The sequence below is a fragment of the Pseudomonas sp. S1_E05 genome, assembly GCF_056337105.1.
In genome coordinates this window covers 495,437-513,067 of sequence record NZ_JBFRHM010000001.1, presented here as the reverse complement: position 1 = coordinate 513,067, position 17,631 = coordinate 495,437, and the positions used below count along the sequence as shown (strand labels likewise).

Below are 17,631 nucleotides of genomic sequence, written 5' to 3'. Positions count from 1 at the left end.
CGCTCAGCGACGAGTGATCAGTCCCTGGCGTGCTACGCGGGTCAATTGCTTGATCACTTCGGCTGCATCTTGTGCGCTGGGCGACTGGATCACGGCCAGGTCAAAACTGTCACTGGCGAATCGCGCCAGTGACTCACCGTCTTCGACAAATTGGATCAGGAATGCGGCGGGTCCACCGGTACGCCGTGGCCAGCCATCGAGATAACGCAAAAGCGTCGGCTGATGTTTGCCGCCAAGCAGGATTTTTGGATTGCGCTGAGTGAGATGTGCCGTGATCGGCGCGGGGCGTACAACAGGGTTTAGTGCATTCATCGTGTCGTGTCTCTGCCTCAAAAGTCTGCATGGCAGGTGAGAGGCAACACCGAACCAGCGCTTTAGCGGTATTTCGAAGCCCATCTCAAGCTTCTATCGGCAACTGAATGAGTCACCTGGCGCCCCGCAAGTAGCTGTTTAAATCGGCGCATGGGCAACATCCTAGAGAAGCTGATGCGGAGGTGTCAAGAACCGGCCTTTGCGCGCGCCCAGCACATCGCCAAACCACCCTGTAGGAGCGAGCTTGCTCGCGATGGTGGAACAGGCACCACGGGGCATCAGTTGCCCAGCGTCATCGTTGACGACCATCGCGAGCATGCTCGCTCCTACAGAGGTGAGGGCGTGAGACGAGCAACAAAAAAGGCCCGCGCAATGCGGGCCTTTTCCTTCAGCCAATGCAGTCAGCCGGCGATGGCGCGGTCCACCGACAGCTTGCCGGCACCTTCGATCAATACCGCGATGCTGCCACCGAGCAAGGCCAGGGCGAACTCGTAACCGTTGTTGGCCATGAACAGGCCATTGCTGATGTGCACGCTGAAGATCGCCACCAGCGACAGGAAGGTCAGGCCCAGTGCCGCCGGACGCACCAGCAGGCCAATGATCAAGGCCAGGCCGGCGAAGAACTCGGTACCGCCCGCCAAAGTCGCCATCACGTAGCCAGGGGTCAGGCCGATGCTTTCCATGTACTGGGCGGTGCCGGCCAGGCCGTAGCCGCCAAAGGCGCCGAAGAGTTTCTGCGAGCCGTGGGCAGCGAAGATGATGCCGACGAAAATACGCAGGACAGTCAGGCCGTAGCCTGCGCGGGTAAACAGTACCTTGTTGATCATTGTGCTCATGTTGTGTCGTCCCTAATGGAGTTGTGTGTGTTGGTTGGTCGCCATATTAATCGATAAAACAAATGCTAAAAGCGCAAATTTTTCGCAATAACAATCAGTTTATTCGATCACTTCCTTGAAACGACTTTTTGCCCCTGGGGCTCCAACGACTCCCGCTCCCGATCGAATGCCAGGTAATACTTGTTCACGCTATTAACATAGCTGACAGGGCCCATTCCCACCTGCTCCATGGCGATGCGTTCCACCTGGAAAAACCATTGGTTGGGATTCAAGCCACGCCGCCGCGCCTCGGCGCGCATACCTTGAACCCGTTCCGGGCCGATGTTGTAGGCCGCCAACGTGAACGCCATGCGCTCACGCTCGTTGAGTTTTGGGCTGGCAAAAAACTTGCGACGGATCATGGCCAGGTACTTGGCGCCGGCCTGCACATTGCCATCGACTTCCTGAATGTTGCTGACGCCGACCCGCTGCGCGGCTGACGGGGTGATCTGCATCAGCCCGGTTGGCGCGCCACCGCTACGGGCCTTGGGTTGCAGGCCGGACTCCTTGAACGCCAGCGCCGCCAGGTTCAGCCAGTCCATGTTTTGCGCATCGGCATGTTTTTGCAGCACCGGTCGAAGTTTCTCCAGGCGCTGGCGATCGCTCTTGGCCAACGGATAATGCACTTGGTACAGACGGCGATAGATGCGCAGGAACGCCGCATCCTGATCCGAAGGCTTTTTATAGCCGGCCAGGAAGCGATCGATGCTGGCCCGCAACATCGTCGCGTCGCGTCGTACGAACCAGAACTCTTCTCCGGGTTCACTGATCATCACCTGCTTGTCAAAACGCAGCTTGGGCAGGATCTTGCCCCAACGCTCGGCAATCGGTTGCTCAACGATCGTCAGGTGAAAGATCCCGCCCTGCACCATCTCCAATACGTCCTCGATCGCAAGACTCGGATCGACCCACTCGATTGTCACCGGTGGCAGTTTGTGCAGCGCCAGCTTCTGGTTGATCTGGCTGATGGCGTCACCGGCGACGCTGCCGGTCGGCAATGCCAGGGTCTTGCCCGACAGTTGCTCGAGGCGTGTGTAGCGCTTCTCGCCCTTTATACCGACCAGCACCAATGGGATATTGGTGGCAACCGGCTCACTGGTACTGACGGCGTATCCCGGCTGCAGATCCAGCAACTCCCCCGGTGCAACCAGGTCCCCCTCCCCGCGCTGCAATGCGCCGAGCAACTGGTCCTTGCTTTTGGGAATGATCTTGAGCTTGATCTCCTGGCCATCGCGGGCATGACCGTTGAGGTATTGCTCGAAGGCACGCAGCCGATGATATTCGACCCCAATTGACTGACCCTGTACTTCGCCGGAACTGTTGCGGCTCTGGTTGACCAGCACTTTCAGCACCCGACTGCTGCGGATCTCCGAAAGATCGCGCACCTTGGCCGCCGGCACGGCTTGCAGCGGACCGGCCAGGCGTGCAACCGCCGGCATCGGAAGCAGCAGCGCAGCACACAGCAGGAGCAAAATCGAGGGACGGGTCATCCACTCTCCGCAAGAAGGACGGGGCCGATTTCAAAGCATTGATGAAATCGGGCGACGGAAACAGAGCGCATTGAGCGCTGGCAAAGTACGAAAGACTGGCACAGTGATGGCCACGTGACCAGTCCAAGGCGTCTTCCGGCCTCAAAAGACCGCTTTAACTCGTTGTAGTTCTTGGCTTTTATTATAAATCTACAGCTCTGATATGCTTTCCGGCCCTGGGTCCGAGGTAGCACCATGCAACTCATCGATATCGGCGTCAACCTGACCAACCCCAGTTTTGCCGACAAACACCAGGCCGTGCTCGAGCGTGCCTATGCCGCCGGGGTCTGCCAATTGGTACTGACCGGCACCAGCGTTGACGGCAGCGAACAGGCGCTGGAGTTGTGCCGGCAGTTGGATGAAACGTCGCAGCGGCTGTTCGCCACCGCCGGCATCCACCCGCACGCGGCCAGCGATTGGAATGCCGACAGCGCGCAGCGTCTGCGAGGTTTGCTCAAGGAGCCAAACGTGGTGGCCGTGGGTGAGTGCGGACTGGATTTCAATCGCGACTTCTCGCCGCGCCCGCAGCAGGAGAAAGTCCTGGAAGAGCATCTGGCGCTGGCGGTCGAGCTCCAACTGCCGGTATTTCTCCATGAGCGGGACGCCAATCAGCGTTTGCTGGAAATCCTGCGCGATTACCGCGACAAACTGCCGGCAGCCGTGGTGCATTGCTTCACGGGGGAAAAACAGGCGCTGTTCAGCTACCTCGATCTCGACCTGCACATCGGTATCACCGGCTGGATCTGCGACGAGCGTCGCGGCACGCATTTGCATCCGCTGGTCAAGGAGATCAAACGAGGGCGCCTGATGCTGGAAAGCGACGCGCCTTACCTGCTGCCGCGCAGCTTGCGGCCCAAACCGAAAAATGGTCGCAACGAGCCAGCCTATCTGACCGAAGTGTTGCGCGAAGTGGCGTTGCACCGAGGGGAAAGCGAGCAGGACCTGGCAGCCCACAGCACGGCGTGTGCGCGGGCGTTTTTTGGTTTGCCGGTGGTCTCCAGCAAACCCTGAAACCCTGTAGGAGCGAGCATGTCGAGGCGTCGAACCGTCGCGATGGACGTTAACGATAACGCGGGCAGCCTGACACCCCGAGGTGTCCGTGGCTCCATCGCGAGCATGCTCGCTCCTACAGGGGTCTGGCGTGTTTAGTGATTGCTGCGCATCATCTCCCGCGGCACATACTTGCCGATCTCGAACTTGCCGATGGCCGCTCGGTGCACTTCGTCCGGGCCATCGGCCAGGCGCAGGGTGCGCTGCATCGCGTACATGTAGGCCAGCGGGAAGTCGTTGGACACCCCCGCCCCGCCATGAATCTGGATCGCCCGGTCAATGACCCGCAGCGCCACATTGGGCGCGACCACCTTGATCTGCGCGATTTCACTCTTCGCCACTTTGTTGCCGACGGTGTCCATCATGTAGGCGGCTTTCAGGGTCAGCAGGCGCGCCATGTCGATTTCCATCCGCGAGTCGGCAATCTTGTCGACATTGCCACCCAGGCGCGCCAGTGGCTTGCCAAAGGCTGTGCGCTCCATGGAGCGCTTGCACATCAGCTCCAGCGCGCGCTCGGCCATGCCGATCGAACGCATGCAGTGGTGAATCCGACCTGGGCCCAGGCGCCCCTGGGCGATTTCAAAGCCACGGCCTTCGCCCAGCAGGACGTTTTCGTACGGCACCCGGACGTTTTCGAACAGCACCTCGGCGTGGCCGTGAGGTGCGTCGTCGTAACCGAACACGGGCAGTGGACGGACGATTTTCACACCTGGTGTATCCACCGGCACCAGAATCATCGAGTGCTGGGCGTGACGTGGCGCATCGGGACTGCTCAACCCCATGAACACCATGATCTTGCAACGCGGATCGCAGGCACCCGATGTCCACCATTTTTTGCCGTTGATCACCCACTCATCCCCGTCGCGGACGGCGCGGGCGGCCATGTTGGTGGCGTCGGAGGATGCGACATCGGGTTCAGTCATGGCAAATGCCGAACGGATCTCGCCCCGCAACAACGGTTCGAGCCAGCGCTGTTTCTGTTCTTCATTGGCGTAACGAACCAGCACTTCCATGTTGCCGGTGTCCGGCGCCGAGCAGTTGAACGGCTCGGGGCCCAGCAGCGAGCGGCCCATGATTTCCGCCAGGGGAGCGTATTCGAGGTTGGTCAGGCCCGCGCCGAGCTCGGACTCAGGCAGAAACAAATTCCACAAGCCTTCAGCCTTGGCCTTGAGTTTGAGTTCTTCCATGATCGCCGTCGGCTGCCAGCGATCGCCCTCCGCAACCTGACGCTCGAACACGGCTTCGGCGGGGTAAACATATGCATCCATGAACGCGGTCACGCGCTCACGCAGTTCCTGAACCTTGGGCGAATAAGCGAAATCCATGGGGCAGCTACCTTCTTGGGGGAAGTTGTTTAGGGCATGCAATCGATGCTAGAGCAGCTACGAAAATTTACCTAGCCTATTCTCCGCGTGTATTAACATTCATCACCGATATATGATCGGCTGATTGCCAAGGCCTCCGTGCCCGTCCAGACCGCCCTACAATAAGAGTGAAGCGCAATGAATCTGAGCAAGGTCGACCTCAACCTTTTCATCGTCTTCGATGCGATCTACACCGAAGCCAACCTGACCCGTGCCGGGCAAATCGTCGGCATCACTCAACCGGCGGTGTCCAATGCCTTGGCGCGCCTGCGTGAGACCTTCAACGACCCCCTGTTCGTGCGTACGGCCCAGGGCATGGTGCCCACCCCGATGGCCCAAAACATCATCGGCCCGGTGCGCAATGCCCTGTCATTGCTGCGCGTGTCGGTGCAGGAGAGCCGGATCTTCAACCCGTTGCAGGCGGTCAAGACCTATCGCATCAGCATGACCGACCTCACCGAGGCGGTGATTCTGCCGCCGCTGTTCCAGCGCCTGCGTCGCCTGGCGCCGGCAGTGATCATCGAGAGCTTCCTGGCCAAACGCCGTGAAACCACCAAGGAACTGGCGGCCGGGCGCCTGGATTTCGCGGTGGATGCGCCGCTCAACACCGACCCCCAGGTGCGTCACGTCAAGCTGATGGAAGACCGCTACGTGTGCGCGATGCGCAAGGGTCACCCACTGGCGGGCAAGGACAAACTCACCCTCGATGATTACCTGGGCATGACCCACGTGCATATTTCCAGCCGTCGCAGCGGCCTTGGCCATGTCGACCTGGCGTTGGGCAAGATGGGCATCCAACGCAAGATTGCCCTGCGTTCCCAGCACTACCAGATGGCCTCACAAGTGTTGCAGCAAACCGACATGGTCATGACCGTGCCGGAGCGCTTTGCGCGCCGTAACGATCTGCTGGCCTTCAGCGTACCGGTCAATGACGTGCCGCCGGTGGAAACCCATCTCTATTGGCACGAAAGCACTGACCAGGACCCGGCCAACCGCTGGATGCGCGAGCAGATGATCGAGTTGTGCCAGCAGGTGACGGCACAAGAGAGAAAGCTGGAGAAGGTGGTGTAGGGTTTTGGATCGGGGCGGTCCTATCGCGAGCAGGCTCGCTCCCACAGAAATCAGCGCCGTTAAACAATTCCCTGTAGGAGCGGGCTCGCCCGCGATGAGGCCAGCAATACCACCGACTCCAGACCCTTGACGTATACGTCAAGCAACCTTTAGCTTAGCGCCATGACCTTCTTCGAGCGCTTCCATGAGCAGCCAGACCTATAGCATCTCCGATCTCGCCCGCGAACTCGACATCACCACGCGGGCCATTCGCTTTTATGAAGAGCAAGGCCTGCTCAGCCCTGAGCGCCGTGGCCAGGAACGCATTTACTCGCCACGGGACAAGGTCAGCCTGAAACTGATCCTGCGCGGCAAGCGTATCGGGTTTTCCCTGGCCGAATGCCGCGAGTTGATCGAACTTTATGATCCGTCCAGCGGTAACACCAAGCAGTTGCACAGCATGCTGGCGAAAATCACCGAGCGCCGGGAACAGCTCGAACAACAGTTGCTGGACATCGAACAGATGAAACTGGAACTCGATACCGCCGAAGAACGCTGCGTTCAGGCGCTGGAGCAAACACTCAAGAGCCAGCAGGCCATCCAATAACTACCCTCCCCCTGTAGGAGCGAGCTTGCTCGCGATGCAAGCCCAGACACCGCAGCCGTTCAGGCGACCGCCATCGTCGGAACGCCGCCCGGAGCAAGCTCGCTCCTACAGGAATGAACATAGGACTCAAGCCATGCCCCTACCCTCCCACGTACGCCTGGTCGAAGTCGGCCCCCGCGACGGTCTGCAAAACGAAGCCCAACCCATCAGCGTCGCCGACAAGGTGCAACTGGTCGATGCACTGACGGCCGCAGGCCTCGGTTATATAGAGGTCGGCAGTTTCGTATCGCCCAAATGGGTGCCGCAGATGGCCGGATCCGCTGACGTCTTCGCACAGATCCAGCGCAAGCCCGGCGTCACCTACGGTGCGCTCGCCCCCAACCTGCGCGGCTTTGAAGACGCACTGGCCAGTGGGGTCAAGGAAGTCGCGGTATTTGCAGCAGCGTCCGAAGCGTTTTCCCAGCGCAACATCAATTGCTCGATCAAGGAAAGCCTGGAGCGTTTCGTGCCCATCATGGACATGGCCAGGCAACACGGCGTTACCGTGCGCGGTTACGTGTCCTGTGTGCTGGGCTGTCCTTATGAAGGCGAAGTCATACCGGAACAAGTGGCGTACGTCGCTCGCGAACTCTACGCCATGGGCTGCTATGAGGTTTCCCTGGGCGACACCATCGGTACCGGCACGGCGGGGGCAACCCGCAAGATGTTCGACGTGGTCTCGGCCCAGGTACCGCGCGACAAACTGGCCGGGCATTTTCACGACACCTATGGCCAGGCGATGGCGAACATCTATGCCAGCCTGCTGGAAGGGATTTCGGTGTTCGACAGCTCTATCGCCGGCCTCGGCGGCTGCCCCTACGCCAAGGGTGCCAGCGGTAACGTCGCGACCGAAGACGTGGTTTACCTGCTCAACGGTCTGGGTATCGAAACCGGCATCGACCTCGACGCGCTGATTCGCGCCGGTCAGCAGATCAGTGCAGTGCTGGGGCGCCCCAGTGGTTCGCGCGTGGCCAAGGCCCGTAGCGCACAGTGAGTGCGCGGGGTGTTACCGCACCGGTCACGGTGTGGGGTAAAAGCGAGTAACACGGAAACAAATTGTCGGTGTTTGCCTGAGAGAAAAATCTCACAAAATATTATGTTGTTGATTTTAAAGGATTTTTAAAAGTTGGCACGGCTTCTGCTATCTCTATGGCATAACAAGAATAAAAAGCAGCAAACCAATAAAAACAAGACGAAACGACTCTGACATAACAAAAACAACACGGCAGAGACGCAGCTAACAGATTTTTTTGGAGAAGGTGTGCTTTTCAGGGTGCTTCTCGAAGTTACCCGCAACCGGGCAGAGAACAATAAAACTACCTTCAGGTAGCTACCGAACGGTTGGATCGCTCAGCGAGAAAGTAGATCAGCGCTCAAAAAAATACGTTTGCTCTTGATCCCGGATGGGGATCGCCAAAAACAGCGGTAAAGGGTCACGGTTACCAAAAACAAAAACAGACCGCCCCTCAATAATAAAAAAAGAGCACGCGCAACGAAAATTAAAGGGGAGCCTCGGCTCCCCTTTGTGCTGTCTGGTATTGAGGTTTCACTCGACCAAATGTGGGAGCGGGCTTGCTCCCACAAGAGCTAAAGCAGGTTTTATCAGCCCTGCTTGCTAGCCAACTCCTCGATACTGATCTCCCGCATGCGAAACTTCTGGATCTTGCCGGTCACGGTCATCGGAAACTCTTCGACGAACTTGAAGTAACGCGGCGTCTTGAAATGCGCGATGCGCTCCTTGCACCAGGCTTGCAACTCTTGATCCGTGGCGCTGTGGCCGGGGTGGAACTTGATCCAGGCGACAATCTCTTCGCCATAGCGCGAACACGGAATGCCGATCACCTGTACGTCCGCCACCGCCGGGTGGGTAAAGAAGAACTCTTCCAGCTCACGCGGATAAATATTCTCACCGCCGCGAATGATCATGTCCTTGTTGCGTCCGGCAATGCACACGTAGCCTTCGTCGTTCATGCTCGCCAGGTCGCCGGTGTGCATCCAGCCAGCCTGATCGATTGCCTGCGCCGTGCCTTCAGGGTTGTTCCAGTAACCCAGCATCACGCTATAACCACGGGTACAAAGCTCACCGATGGTGCCGCGGGGAACCAGGTTGCCAGCCTCGTCGATGATTTTGCTTTCCAATTGCGGCTGCGTACGCCCCACCGTGGTCACGCGCAGCTCCAGGTCATCCGACGGACCGGTCTGCATCGACACCGGGCTGGTTTCCGTCATGCCGTAGGCAATCTGCACTTCACTCATGTGCATTTCACTGATGACCCGGCGCATCACTTCAATCGGGCAGGTCGCGCCGGCCATGATGCCGGTGCGCAGGGTCGACAGGTCGAACTCGGCGCGCTGGGGCTGGTCGAGCAAGGCGATGAACATGGTCGGCACGCCATAGAGTGCGGTGGCTTTCTCTTGCGCGACGGTGGTCAGGGTCAACAGGGGATCGAAAGCATCATTGGGGTAAATCATCGTGGTGCCATGGGTGATGCAGCCGAGATTACCCATGACCATGCCAAAACAGTGGTAAAGCGGCACCGGGATCACCAACCGGTCATTGGCGGTCAGGCCTAGGCTTTCGCCAACCATGTATCCGTTGTTGAGAATGTTGTAGTGACTGAGCGTCGCGCCCTTGGGGAAACCGGTGGTGCCGGAGGTGTACTGGATGTTCACCGGCTGGTCGAAATGCAGGCTGTCCTGACGTTCGCGCAGTCGCTCGGCAGACACACCCGCCGCGAGATCAGCCAGCTGCGACCACGGCAGGAAACCCGATGGGGCTTGCGAATCAAGACTGATGACGCCGCGCAGGTCCGGCAGACGTTCACTTTGCAACTGCCCGATGGATTGCTCTGCGAGCTCGGGCACCAGGCCCTGGATCATGGCGTGATAGTTGGAAGTCTTGAACGAACCTGCGCACACCAACCATTGGCAGCCGGACTGCTTCAATACGTATTCGAGTTCAGAGCTGCGATACGCCGGGTTGATGTTGACGAGGATCACACCGATCTTCGCGCTGGCAAACTGACTGATGCACCACTGCGCGCAATTGGGGGCCCAGATCCCGAGGCGATCACCGGCCTGCAACCCCAACGCCAGCAGCGCCCGCGCATGCAGATCCACGGCATCGGCCAATTGCCGCCAGGTGTAGCGCAACTGCTGATGGCGCACGACCAGCGCCTCACCGTCCGGGTACTGCGCGACAGTGTTATCGAACGCCTGACCGATGGTCATCGCCAGCAAGGCTTTGTCCTGGGAACCACGGGTGTAACTGCGTTGCGGACCTGCACTGGGTTGAGCCATGACGACCCCTATTGTCTTTTTTGTGGGTTGTTTTTGTACATTGACCTGCCCCTACTGTCGCTCAAGTTGACGTTAACGTAAAGGGTGATTGACAGCCATTCGTCACAGGCTTACGTTAACGTAAAGGTGAGAGCCGGATCACTGCCCTCCCCACCCTACAAAAAAGCCAAAAGGTGACCCATGCGCTACCCATCCCTGAACTTTGCCCTCGGTGAAACCATCGACATGCTGCGCGATCAGGTTCAGTCCTTCGTCGCCAATGAGATCGCACCGCGCGCCGCTCAGATCGACAGCGACAACCTGTTCCCCGCTGACCTGTGGCGCAAGTTCGGCGACATGGGCCTGCTCGGCATCACCGTGCCGGAAGAGTACGGCGGAGCCGGCCTGGGTTACCTGGCCCACGTCGTGGCCATGGAAGAAATCAGCCGTGGCTCGGCGTCGGTGGCACTGTCCTATGGCGCGCACTCCAACCTCTGCGTCAACCAGATCAACCGCAACGGCAACCACGAGCAGAAAACCAAATACCTGCCCAAGCTGATCAGCGGCGAGCACATCGGTGCCCTGGCCATGAGCGAACCGAACGCCGGCTCCGACGTGGTCTCGATGAAATTGCGCGCCGATAAACGTGGCGACCACTACGTGCTCAACGGCAGCAAGACCTGGATCACCAACGGCCCGGACGCCAACACCTATGTGATCTACGCCAAGACCGACCTGGAAAAAGGCCCCCACGGCATCACCGCCTTCATCGTCGAGCGCGACTGGAAAGGCTTCAGCCGCAGCAACAAGTTCGACAAGCTCGGCATGCGCGGTTCGAACACGTGCGAGCTGTTCTTCGATGACGTCGAGGTACCGGAAGAAAACATCCTCGGCGTGCTCAACGGCGGCGTGAAAGTGCTGATGAGTGGCCTCGACTACGAGCGTGTCGTTCTTTCCGGCGGCCCGACCGGGATCATGCAGGCCTGCATGGACCTGATCGTGCCGTACATCCACGACCGCAAGCAGTTCGGCCAGAGCATCGGCGAGTTCCAGCTGATCCAGGGCAAGGTCGCCGACATGTACACCCAACTCAACGCCAGCCGTGCCTACCTGTATGCCGTGGCACAAGCCTGCGAGCGCGGCGAAACCACACGCAAGGACGCTGCCGGCGTGATCCTCTATAGCGCCGAACGCGCCACGCAAATGGCCCTCGACGCGATCCAGATTCTCGGTGGCAACGGCTACATCAATGAGTTCCCGGCAGGTCGCCTGTTGCGTGACGCCAAGCTGTACGAAATCGGCGCGGGCACCAGTGAGATCCGCCGCATGCTGATCGGTCGCGAACTGTTTAACGAGACGAAATGAATTTCGTCAGCTATCAGCCGCAAGCTACAAGCTGCAAGAGAACAGCTTTTACTTGTGGCTTGCAGCTTGCCGCTCACAGCTGCTTACGGAGTAAGCCATGATCCTGCATACCCAGCTCAACCCACGCTCCGCTGAGTTCGCCAGCAACAGCGCGGCGATGCTCAAACAGGTCGACGCCCTGCACACCCTGCTCGCGCAGGTGCAGCAAGGTGGCGGCCCGAAGGCACAGGAACGTCACACCTCACGCGGCAAACTGCTGCCTCGCGAACGCATCAATCGCCTGCTGGATCCGGGCTCACCGTTTCTGGAGATCAGCCAACTGGCGGCCTACGAGGTGTACGGTGAAGACGTGCCGGCCGCCGGCGTAATTGCCGGCATCGGGCGCGTGGAAGGCGTCGAATGCATGATCGTCGCCAACGATGCCACCGTAAAAGGCGGCTCGTATTACCCGCTGACCGTGAAGAAACACTTGCGCGCCCAGACCATCGCCCAGCAGAACCGACTGCCGTGCATCTACCTGGTGGACTCCGGTGGCGCGAACCTGCCGCGCCAGGATGAAGTGTTCCCGGACCGCGAGCACTTCGGGCGGATCTTCTTCAACCAGGCCAACATGAGCGCCATGGGCATCCCGCAAATCGCGGTGGTCATGGGCTCGTGTACTGCCGGGGGTGCTTACGTGCCGGCGATGGCGGACGAAGCGATCATGGTGCGCGAACAGGCGACCATTTTCCTCGCCGGCCCACCGCTGGTGAAAGCGGCGACCGGCGAAGTGGTCAGCGCCGAAGACCTCGGCGGTGCCGATGTGCACTGCAAAATCTCCGGTGTCGCTGACCACTATGCCGAAAGCGATGAGCACGCCCTGGCCATCGCCCGGCGCAGTGTGGCCAACCTGAATTGGCGCAAACTCGGTAAAGTGCAGCAACGCACGCCCATCGCCCCGCTCTACGCCAGTGATGAGCTGTACGGCGTCGTTTCGGCGGACGCCAAGCAACCGTTCGACGTGCGCGAAGTGATCGCGCGGCTGGTGGACGGCTCGGTATTCGATGAGTTCAAGGCACTGTTTGGCACGACGCTGGTGTGCGGCTTCGCGCACCTGCACGGGTATCCGATCGCGATCCTCGCCAACAACGGCATTCTCTTCGCCGAAGCGGCGCAAAAAGGCGCGCACTTTATCGAGCTGGCGTGCCAGCGTGGGATTCCATTGTTGTTCTTGCAAAACATCACCGGTTTCATGGTCGGCCAGAAATACGAGGCCGGTGGTATCGCCAAGCATGGAGCGAAACTGGTAACGGCCGTAGCCTGCGCCCAGGTGCCGAAATTCACCGTGATCATCGGTGGCAGCTTCGGCGCCGGTAACTACGGCATGTGCGGCCGTGCCTACGATCCGCGTTTCCTGTGGATGTGGCCGAACGCACGCATCGGCGTGATGGGCGCCGAGCAGGCCGCCGGCGTACTGGTGCAGGTCAAGCGCGAACAGGCCGAACGCAGTGGCCAGGGCTTCAGTGCCGAGCAGGAGGCCGAGATCAAGCAACCGATCCTCGACCAATACGAAGAACAAGGCCACCCCTACTACTCCAGTGCACGCCTGTGGGACGACGGTGTCATCGACCCGGCGCAGACCCGCGACATACTGGCCCTGGCCTTGTCCGCGTCGCTGAACGCGCCCATTGAACCGAGCCGCTTCGGCGTGTTCCGGATGTGATCCTGCCCTCTGTAGGAGCGAGCATGTTCGCGATGGTAGCCCAGACACCGCGGGTCATCAGACAGCCAGCGTCATCGTTGACGATCATCGCGAGCATGCTCGCTCCTACAGAATAAAGAGTGCAAGCCATGAACGAATTCAACACCCTCGAACTGCTGACCGACCCCAGGGGTTTTGCCACCCTGTGGCTCAGCCGCGAAGAAAAGAACAACGCCTTCAACGCCGAAATGATCCGTGAACTGATCCTCGCTCTGGACAAGGTCTCGGCCGATCCACACCTGCGCTTCCTGCTGGTACGCGGTCGGGGCAAGCACTTCAGCGCCGGCGCAGACCTTGCCTGGATGCAACAGTCTGCCGAACTCGACTATCACACCAACCTCGATGATGCCCGGGAACTGGCGGAATTGATGTACAACCTGGCCAAGCTGAAAATCCCGACCCTGGCCGTGGTGCAAGGCGCCGCGTTCGGCGGCGCGCTGGGTCTGATCAGTTGCTGCGACATGGCCATCAGCGCTGATGACGCGCAGTTCTGCCTGTCGGAAGTACGCATCGGTTTGGCGCCGGCGGTGATCAGCCCGTTCGTGGTGCAAGCCATCGGCGAGCGCGCGGCCCGTCGCTACGCCCTGACCGCCGAGCGCTTCAGCGGACAACGGGCACGCGAGCTTGGCCTGGTGTCGGAAAGCTATCCATCGGCGGAGCTGGAAGCCAAGGTCGAGCAATGGGTCGACAACCTGCTGCTCAACAGCCCCGCCGCCATGCGCGCCAGCAAGGACCTGCTGCGCGAAGTCGGTCACGGTGCGCTGACCCCGGCGCTGCGCCGCTACACCGAAAACGCCATCGCCCGCATCCGTGTCAGCCCCGAAGGCCAGGAGGGCCTGCGCGCCTTCCTGCAAAAACGTACACCGAGCTGGCAAGCACCCACCACCAAGGAGCCCCGTTGATGAGCACACCTGTGATTACCTCTCTGCTGGTGGCCAACCGTGGTGAAATCGCCTGCCGGGTGATGCGCACCGCCAAGGCCCTGGGCCTGACCACCGTGGCCGTGCACAGCGCCATCGACCGTGAAGCCCGGCACAGCCGCGAAGCGGACATCCGCGTCGACCTGGGCGGCAGCAAGGCCGCCGACAGTTACCTGCAAATCGACAAACTGATCGCCGCCGCCAAGGCCAGCGGCGCCCAGGCGATTCATCCGGGTTATGGTTTTCTGTCCGAGAACGCAGGCTTCGCCCGTGCGATCGAAGCCGCCGGCCTGATCTTACTCGGCCCGCCCGCTTCGGCCATTGATGCCATGGGCAGCAAATCCGCAGCCAAAGCCTTGATGGAAACCGCTGGCGTGCCGCTGGTGCCCGGCTACCACGGCGAAGCCCAGGACCTGGACACCTTTCGTGAGGCTTGTGAACGGATCGGCTACCCGGTGCTGCTCAAGGCCACGGCCGGTGGCGGCGGCAAGGGTATGAAGGTGGTCGAGGACGTCAGCCAATTGGCCGAAGCCCTGGCCTCGGCGCAGCGTGAGGCGCAATCCTCGTTTGGCGATTCGCGGATGCTGGTCGAGAAATACCTGCTGAAACCGCGTCACGTGGAAATCCAGGTCTTCGCCGACCAGCACGGTCACTGCCTGTACCTCAACGAGCGCGATTGTTCGATTCAGCGCCGCCACCAGAAGGTCGTCGAAGAAGCCCCCGCCCCAGGCCTGAGCCCGGAGCTACGACGCGCCATGGGCGAAGCGGCCGTGCGTTCGGCGCAGGCCATCGGTTATGTCGGCGCCGGCACCGTTGAGTTTTTGCTGGACGCCCGAGGCGAGTTTTTTTTCATGGAGATGAACACGCGCCTGCAAGTCGAACATCCGGTCACCGAAGCCATCACAGGCCTCGACCTGGTGGCCTGGCAGATTCGCGTCGCTCGTGGCGAAGCGTTGCCGATGACCCAGGATCAAGTGCCGCTGAACGGGCATGCTATTGAAGTGCGGTTGTACGCCGAAGATCCGGGCAATGATTTCCTGCCGGCCACCGGGCGTCTGGAGTTGTATCGCGAATCCGCCGAGGGCCCGGGGCGACGGGTCGACAGCGGCGTCGAAGAAGGCGACGAGATTTCACCGTTCTACGACCCGATGCTCGGCAAGCTGATCGCCTGGGGCGAGGATCGTGAACAGGCACGCCTGCGCCTGTTGAGCATGCTCGACGAGTTCGCGATTGGCGGGCTCAGGACCAACATCAGTTTCCTGCGCCGCATCATCGGCCATCCGGCCTTCGCGGCGGCCGAGCTGGATACCGGGTTTATCCCGCGTTACCAGGACCAACTGCTGCCGACACCGGTAGAACTCAGCGAGGCATTCTGGCAAGCCGCCGCGCAGGCATTTGCGCAAAGCCAGCCTCAGGCCATTCGCGCAGATGACCCGGGTTCGCCTTGGGCCAACGGCAACGGAATGCGCACCGGCTTGCCGTCGGAAATCACCCTGCACTTGAGTTGCGACGGTCAGGACCGGTCGCTGACATTGGGTCATGCCGGCACGGCGCAACTCAAGGGCGAACAGCTGTCAACCGAACACGACGGCCTGCGCCGCCAGCACCGGGCAATCCGTCGCGGCGGTATCGTGCATGTGCAATGGGAAGGCGAGTGGCGCCGCGTCGAGACCTACGACCCCATCAGCGCGGTCGAGGCCAGCCACAGCCACCAGGGCGGACTGACTGCGCCCATGAACGGCAGCATCGTGCGGGTGTTGGTGGAAGCCGGGCAAACGGTCGAAGCCGGCGCGCAACTGGTGGTGCTGGAAGCGATGAAAATGGAGCACAGCATTCGTGCGCCGCACACCGGCGTAATCAAGGCGCTGTATTGCCAGGAAGGCGAGATGGTCAGCGAGGGCAGTGCGTTGGTCGAGCTGGAAGAAGCGTGAAAATCAGGATCGGTCCTACGCTTTGCGAGGACCGATCTGATTAGAACTTGGCCGTTGCCTGAACCACCACGCCGATAATTCGGCAGTCCTGGGTGAAAAGAGCTTTCGGATAGGTCGGATTGAGCGGGACCAGATAACGCTGCCCGCCTTCTTCGATCAACTTGCGAAAGGTCGCCTCAGTGCTGTCGGACCATTGCGCAATCACCAGTTTTCCGGGCTCCGGCACAATGGCCGGATCCACCAGAATCATCATGCCTTCGGCGACACTGACACCACTGGGTGCGGTCATGGCGTCGCCCATCACCGTCAACCAGAACGCCGCGCCCTGTGCGTGATAGTCGGTGAGTTCGAATCGCCCCTTGTCGTAGACAACAGCCTCGTTTTCACGCACCTCGCAGGACTCGCGCCAATTGCTCACCGGGTAACGGAAGTACGGGTTGTACTTTCTCACCAGGTCCTGGCTTTCCTCCCTGGACGCATCCGGTTCGCGGATAACCAGTGCCACTTCGAGAAAATCCATGCCGAGCGCCTTGAGCACGCGATTCATGTCTTCGATTCCGGGCTGGCGACGTTTGTTGAGCCAGTGACCGACGCCACCCTGGGACATCCCGAGGCGGTCAGCGAGTATCTCCTGAGTGACGTTGAGTTCACTCATCTTGGCCTTGACCAATTCAATCCATTTATCCATGAGCGGCACGATACGTCGGGGCATCCCCCGTTCAAAACACAAAATGTAGTATTTAAATCAAAGATACAAATACAGTTCGTATTATGATCGCATCACGGATCTGAATCCATCACGGAGCTTGCCATCACCATGACTTTCCCAAATCAAGAACTGCCCGACCTGCAAATCGATACGTCCCTCACCTCACCCCAAGGCTCGGCCGCTGCACAGCGTGCACTGGATTATTACTTGAAACCGGTTGTGTCCGATGAGGTGGTGGTGGAAGAGCGCTTTTTTGATGTGAATCGTAATGTCACCAGCGAGGAGGCACTGGTGCGTGCGTCAGACCTGCTGCGCTGCGCTGCCGCCACCGCAAGCGAGTCGGCGAGTCATCTTCAGGGTGCTCATCGAGATCTGGCGTATTCGACGGTGCACATGATCGATATGGCCAAGGCGTTGCTGGACCGATCACTGGATGGAATTCATCACGGATGATGTAGACGGGGCATTACCGCGGGGGGCAAAAAATTTTCAGTCGCGTCGATAAAATCGTTTGACTTGCAAACGAGAATGATTATTATTGCAAGCAACTGGTCGCGAGATCAGTCGATTGTCCAAGTGACCTTAGGTCGGTCTCTTGGACCATCTCCTCATCAGGCTAATCACGGTTTTTGACCCGGCTTTTTGCCGGGTCTTTTTTTGCCAGTTTTTTTCTGGCTTGACCTTCAGGCTAATGAAGTCTTTGGATGTTGCAATGGCGCGGATGATATCAAAAGAATGCCTGTTGGCAAGTCACGCCGAGCAACGACAGTCCTAAACCAGGCATTAATACTTGAGAATCAATCTCAAGTTCAATAAGATCCATGCCAGCGTCAAGGAGGACGCCCCCCGCTACAGCGAAG

16 protein-coding genes are annotated in these 17,631 nt (G+C 59.8%); 9 read left to right on the top strand and 7 right to left on the bottom strand.

Annotated elements, in window-relative coordinates:
* Window positions 1-3 precede the first annotated feature (3 nt).
* The 4 genes from AB4N33_RS02185 to AB4N33_RS02170 all read right to left on the bottom strand — a co-directional run bounded on the left by AB4N33_RS02185 (window position 4) and on the right by AB4N33_RS02170 (window position 2,677).
* Complete coding sequence (locus AB4N33_RS02185; protein ID WP_460122632.1) at window positions 4-312, bottom strand: class I SAM-dependent methyltransferase; 309 nt, start codon at window positions 310-312, stop codon at window positions 4-6.
* A gap of 162 nt (window positions 313-474) precedes the next feature.
* On the bottom strand, window positions 475-630 hold the full coding sequence (locus AB4N33_RS02180; RefSeq protein ID WP_476456316.1) for a hypothetical protein: 156 nt from the start codon (window positions 628-630) through the stop codon (window positions 475-477).
* An 83-nt stretch (window positions 631-713) separates the two neighbouring features.
* Complete coding sequence (locus AB4N33_RS02175; protein ID WP_460122629.1) at window positions 714-1,148, bottom strand: DoxX family protein; 435 nt, start codon at window positions 1,146-1,148, stop codon at window positions 714-716.
* 107 nt (window positions 1,149-1,255) lie between these two features.
* Window positions 1,256-2,677 carry an MltF family protein gene (locus tag AB4N33_RS02170; protein WP_476456315.1) on the bottom strand — a complete coding sequence of 474 codons (1,422 nt, stop codon included), beginning with the start codon at window positions 2,675-2,677 and terminating at the stop codon, window positions 1,256-1,258.
* Between the two features lie 234 nt (window positions 2,678-2,911).
* Between AB4N33_RS02170 and AB4N33_RS02165 the strand changes: the two genes are divergently transcribed.
* On the top strand, window positions 2,912-3,727 hold the full coding sequence (locus AB4N33_RS02165; RefSeq protein WP_460122625.1) for a TatD family hydrolase: 816 nt from the start codon (window positions 2,912-2,914) through the stop codon (window positions 3,725-3,727).
* Between the two features lie 134 nt (window positions 3,728-3,861).
* On the opposite strand, the gene AB4N33_RS02160 is transcribed toward AB4N33_RS02165, so the two are convergent.
* Window positions 3,862-5,091: an acyl-CoA dehydrogenase gene (locus AB4N33_RS02160; protein WP_476456314.1), complete on the bottom strand. Its 1,230-nt coding sequence runs from the start codon at window positions 5,089-5,091 to the stop codon at window positions 3,862-3,864.
* Window positions 5,092-5,268: 177 nt separating this feature from the next.
* Here AB4N33_RS02160 and AB4N33_RS02155 point away from each other — a divergent pair, with 177 nt between their 5' ends.
* The 3 genes from AB4N33_RS02155 (at window position 5,269) to AB4N33_RS02145 (ending at window position 7,820) form a co-directional block, all read left to right on the top strand.
* A complete protein-coding gene (locus tag AB4N33_RS02155) occupies window positions 5,269-6,201 on the top strand; it encodes a LysR family transcriptional regulator (protein WP_460141296.1) in 933 nt (310 codons plus the stop codon).
* Between the two features lie 184 nt (window positions 6,202-6,385).
* Complete coding sequence (locus tag AB4N33_RS02150) at window positions 6,386-6,787, top strand: MerR family transcriptional regulator (protein WP_476456313.1); 402 nt, start codon at window positions 6,386-6,388, stop codon at window positions 6,785-6,787.
* Window positions 6,788-6,920: 133 nt separating this feature from the next.
* Entirely contained in the window at window positions 6,921-7,820 is a 900-nt protein-coding gene (locus AB4N33_RS02145; protein ID WP_476456312.1) for a hydroxymethylglutaryl-CoA lyase, read from the top strand.
* A gap of 608 nt (window positions 7,821-8,428) precedes the next feature.
* Here the strand turns inward: AB4N33_RS02145 and AB4N33_RS02140 are convergent.
* Window positions 8,429-10,126: an AMP-binding protein gene (locus AB4N33_RS02140; protein WP_460122617.1), complete on the bottom strand. Its 1,698-nt coding sequence runs from the start codon at window positions 10,124-10,126 to the stop codon at window positions 8,429-8,431.
* Window positions 10,127-10,306: 180 nt separating this feature from the next.
* On the opposite strand from AB4N33_RS02140, the gene AB4N33_RS02135 reads away from it, so the two are divergent.
* From AB4N33_RS02135 to AB4N33_RS02120, 4 genes are all read left to right on the top strand, one after another.
* Entirely contained in the window at window positions 10,307-11,470 is a 1,164-nt protein-coding gene (locus AB4N33_RS02135; protein ID WP_476456311.1) for an isovaleryl-CoA dehydrogenase, read from the top strand.
* Between the two features lie 97 nt (window positions 11,471-11,567).
* A complete protein-coding gene (locus AB4N33_RS02130) occupies window positions 11,568-13,172 on the top strand; it encodes a carboxyl transferase domain-containing protein (RefSeq protein ID WP_476456310.1) in 1,605 nt (534 codons plus the stop codon).
* Between the two features lie 128 nt (window positions 13,173-13,300).
* A complete protein-coding gene (locus AB4N33_RS02125; RefSeq protein ID WP_476456309.1) occupies window positions 13,301-14,113 on the top strand; it encodes a gamma-carboxygeranoyl-CoA hydratase in 813 nt (270 codons plus the stop codon).
* A complete protein-coding gene (locus tag AB4N33_RS02120) occupies window positions 14,113-16,062 on the top strand; it encodes an acetyl/propionyl/methylcrotonyl-CoA carboxylase subunit alpha (protein WP_476456308.1) in 1,950 nt (649 codons plus the stop codon). The genes AB4N33_RS02125 and AB4N33_RS02120 overlap by 1 nt, the downstream gene beginning before the upstream one ends.
* Window positions 16,063-16,102: 40 nt before the next feature.
* Here AB4N33_RS02120 and AB4N33_RS02115 read toward each other — a convergent pair whose 3' ends face one another.
* The gene (locus tag AB4N33_RS02115; RefSeq protein WP_460122611.1) at window positions 16,103-16,750 is read right to left on the bottom strand and encodes a LexA family protein; all 648 of its coding nucleotides are present in this window, start codon (window positions 16,748-16,750) and stop codon (window positions 16,103-16,105) included.
* A gap of 129 nt (window positions 16,751-16,879) precedes the next feature.
* On the opposite strand from AB4N33_RS02115, the gene AB4N33_RS02110 reads away from it, so the two are divergent.
* Window positions 16,880-17,224: a DUF6124 family protein gene (locus AB4N33_RS02110; RefSeq protein WP_460122609.1), complete on the top strand. Its 345-nt coding sequence runs from the start codon at window positions 16,880-16,882 to the stop codon at window positions 17,222-17,224.
* The last annotated feature ends 407 nt before the right edge of the window (window positions 17,225-17,631 follow it).

Bases quoted from the DNA above. Each gene is read 5' to 3' on its own strand.
- AB4N33_RS02185 (WP_460122632.1), bottom strand. From the start codon at position 312: ATGAATGCACTAAACCCTGTTGTACGCCCCGCGCCGATCACGGCACAT.
- AB4N33_RS02180 (WP_476456316.1), bottom strand. From the start codon at position 630: ATGCTCGCGATGGTCGTCAACGATGACGCTGGGCAACTGATGCCCCGT.
- AB4N33_RS02175 (WP_460122629.1), bottom strand. From the start codon at position 1,148: ATGAGCACAATGATCAACAAGGTACTGTTTACCCGCGCAGGCTACGGC.
- AB4N33_RS02170 (WP_476456315.1), bottom strand. From the start codon at position 2,677: ATGACCCGTCCCTCGATTTTGCTCCTGCTGTGTGCTGCGCTGCTGCTT.
- AB4N33_RS02165 (WP_460122625.1), top strand. From the start codon at position 2,912: ATGCAACTCATCGATATCGGCGTCAACCTGACCAACCCCAGTTTTGCC.
- AB4N33_RS02160 (WP_476456314.1), bottom strand. From the start codon at position 5,091: ATGGATTTCGCTTATTCGCCCAAGGTTCAGGAACTGCGTGAGCGCGTG.
- AB4N33_RS02155 (WP_460141296.1), top strand. From the start codon at position 5,269: ATGAATCTGAGCAAGGTCGACCTCAACCTTTTCATCGTCTTCGATGCG.
- AB4N33_RS02150 (WP_476456313.1), top strand. From the start codon at position 6,386: ATGAGCAGCCAGACCTATAGCATCTCCGATCTCGCCCGCGAACTCGAC.
- AB4N33_RS02145 (WP_476456312.1), top strand. From the start codon at position 6,921: ATGCCCCTACCCTCCCACGTACGCCTGGTCGAAGTCGGCCCCCGCGAC.
- AB4N33_RS02140 (WP_460122617.1), bottom strand. From the start codon at position 10,126: ATGGCTCAACCCAGTGCAGGTCCGCAACGCAGTTACACCCGTGGTTCC.
- AB4N33_RS02135 (WP_476456311.1), top strand. From the start codon at position 10,307: ATGCGCTACCCATCCCTGAACTTTGCCCTCGGTGAAACCATCGACATG.
- AB4N33_RS02130 (WP_476456310.1), top strand. From the start codon at position 11,568: ATGATCCTGCATACCCAGCTCAACCCACGCTCCGCTGAGTTCGCCAGC.
- AB4N33_RS02125 (WP_476456309.1), top strand. From the start codon at position 13,301: ATGAACGAATTCAACACCCTCGAACTGCTGACCGACCCCAGGGGTTTT.
- AB4N33_RS02120 (WP_476456308.1), top strand. From the start codon at position 14,113: ATGAGCACACCTGTGATTACCTCTCTGCTGGTGGCCAACCGTGGTGAA.
- AB4N33_RS02115 (WP_460122611.1), bottom strand. From the start codon at position 16,750: ATGGATAAATGGATTGAATTGGTCAAGGCCAAGATGAGTGAACTCAAC.
- AB4N33_RS02110 (WP_460122609.1), top strand. From the start codon at position 16,880: ATGACTTTCCCAAATCAAGAACTGCCCGACCTGCAAATCGATACGTCC.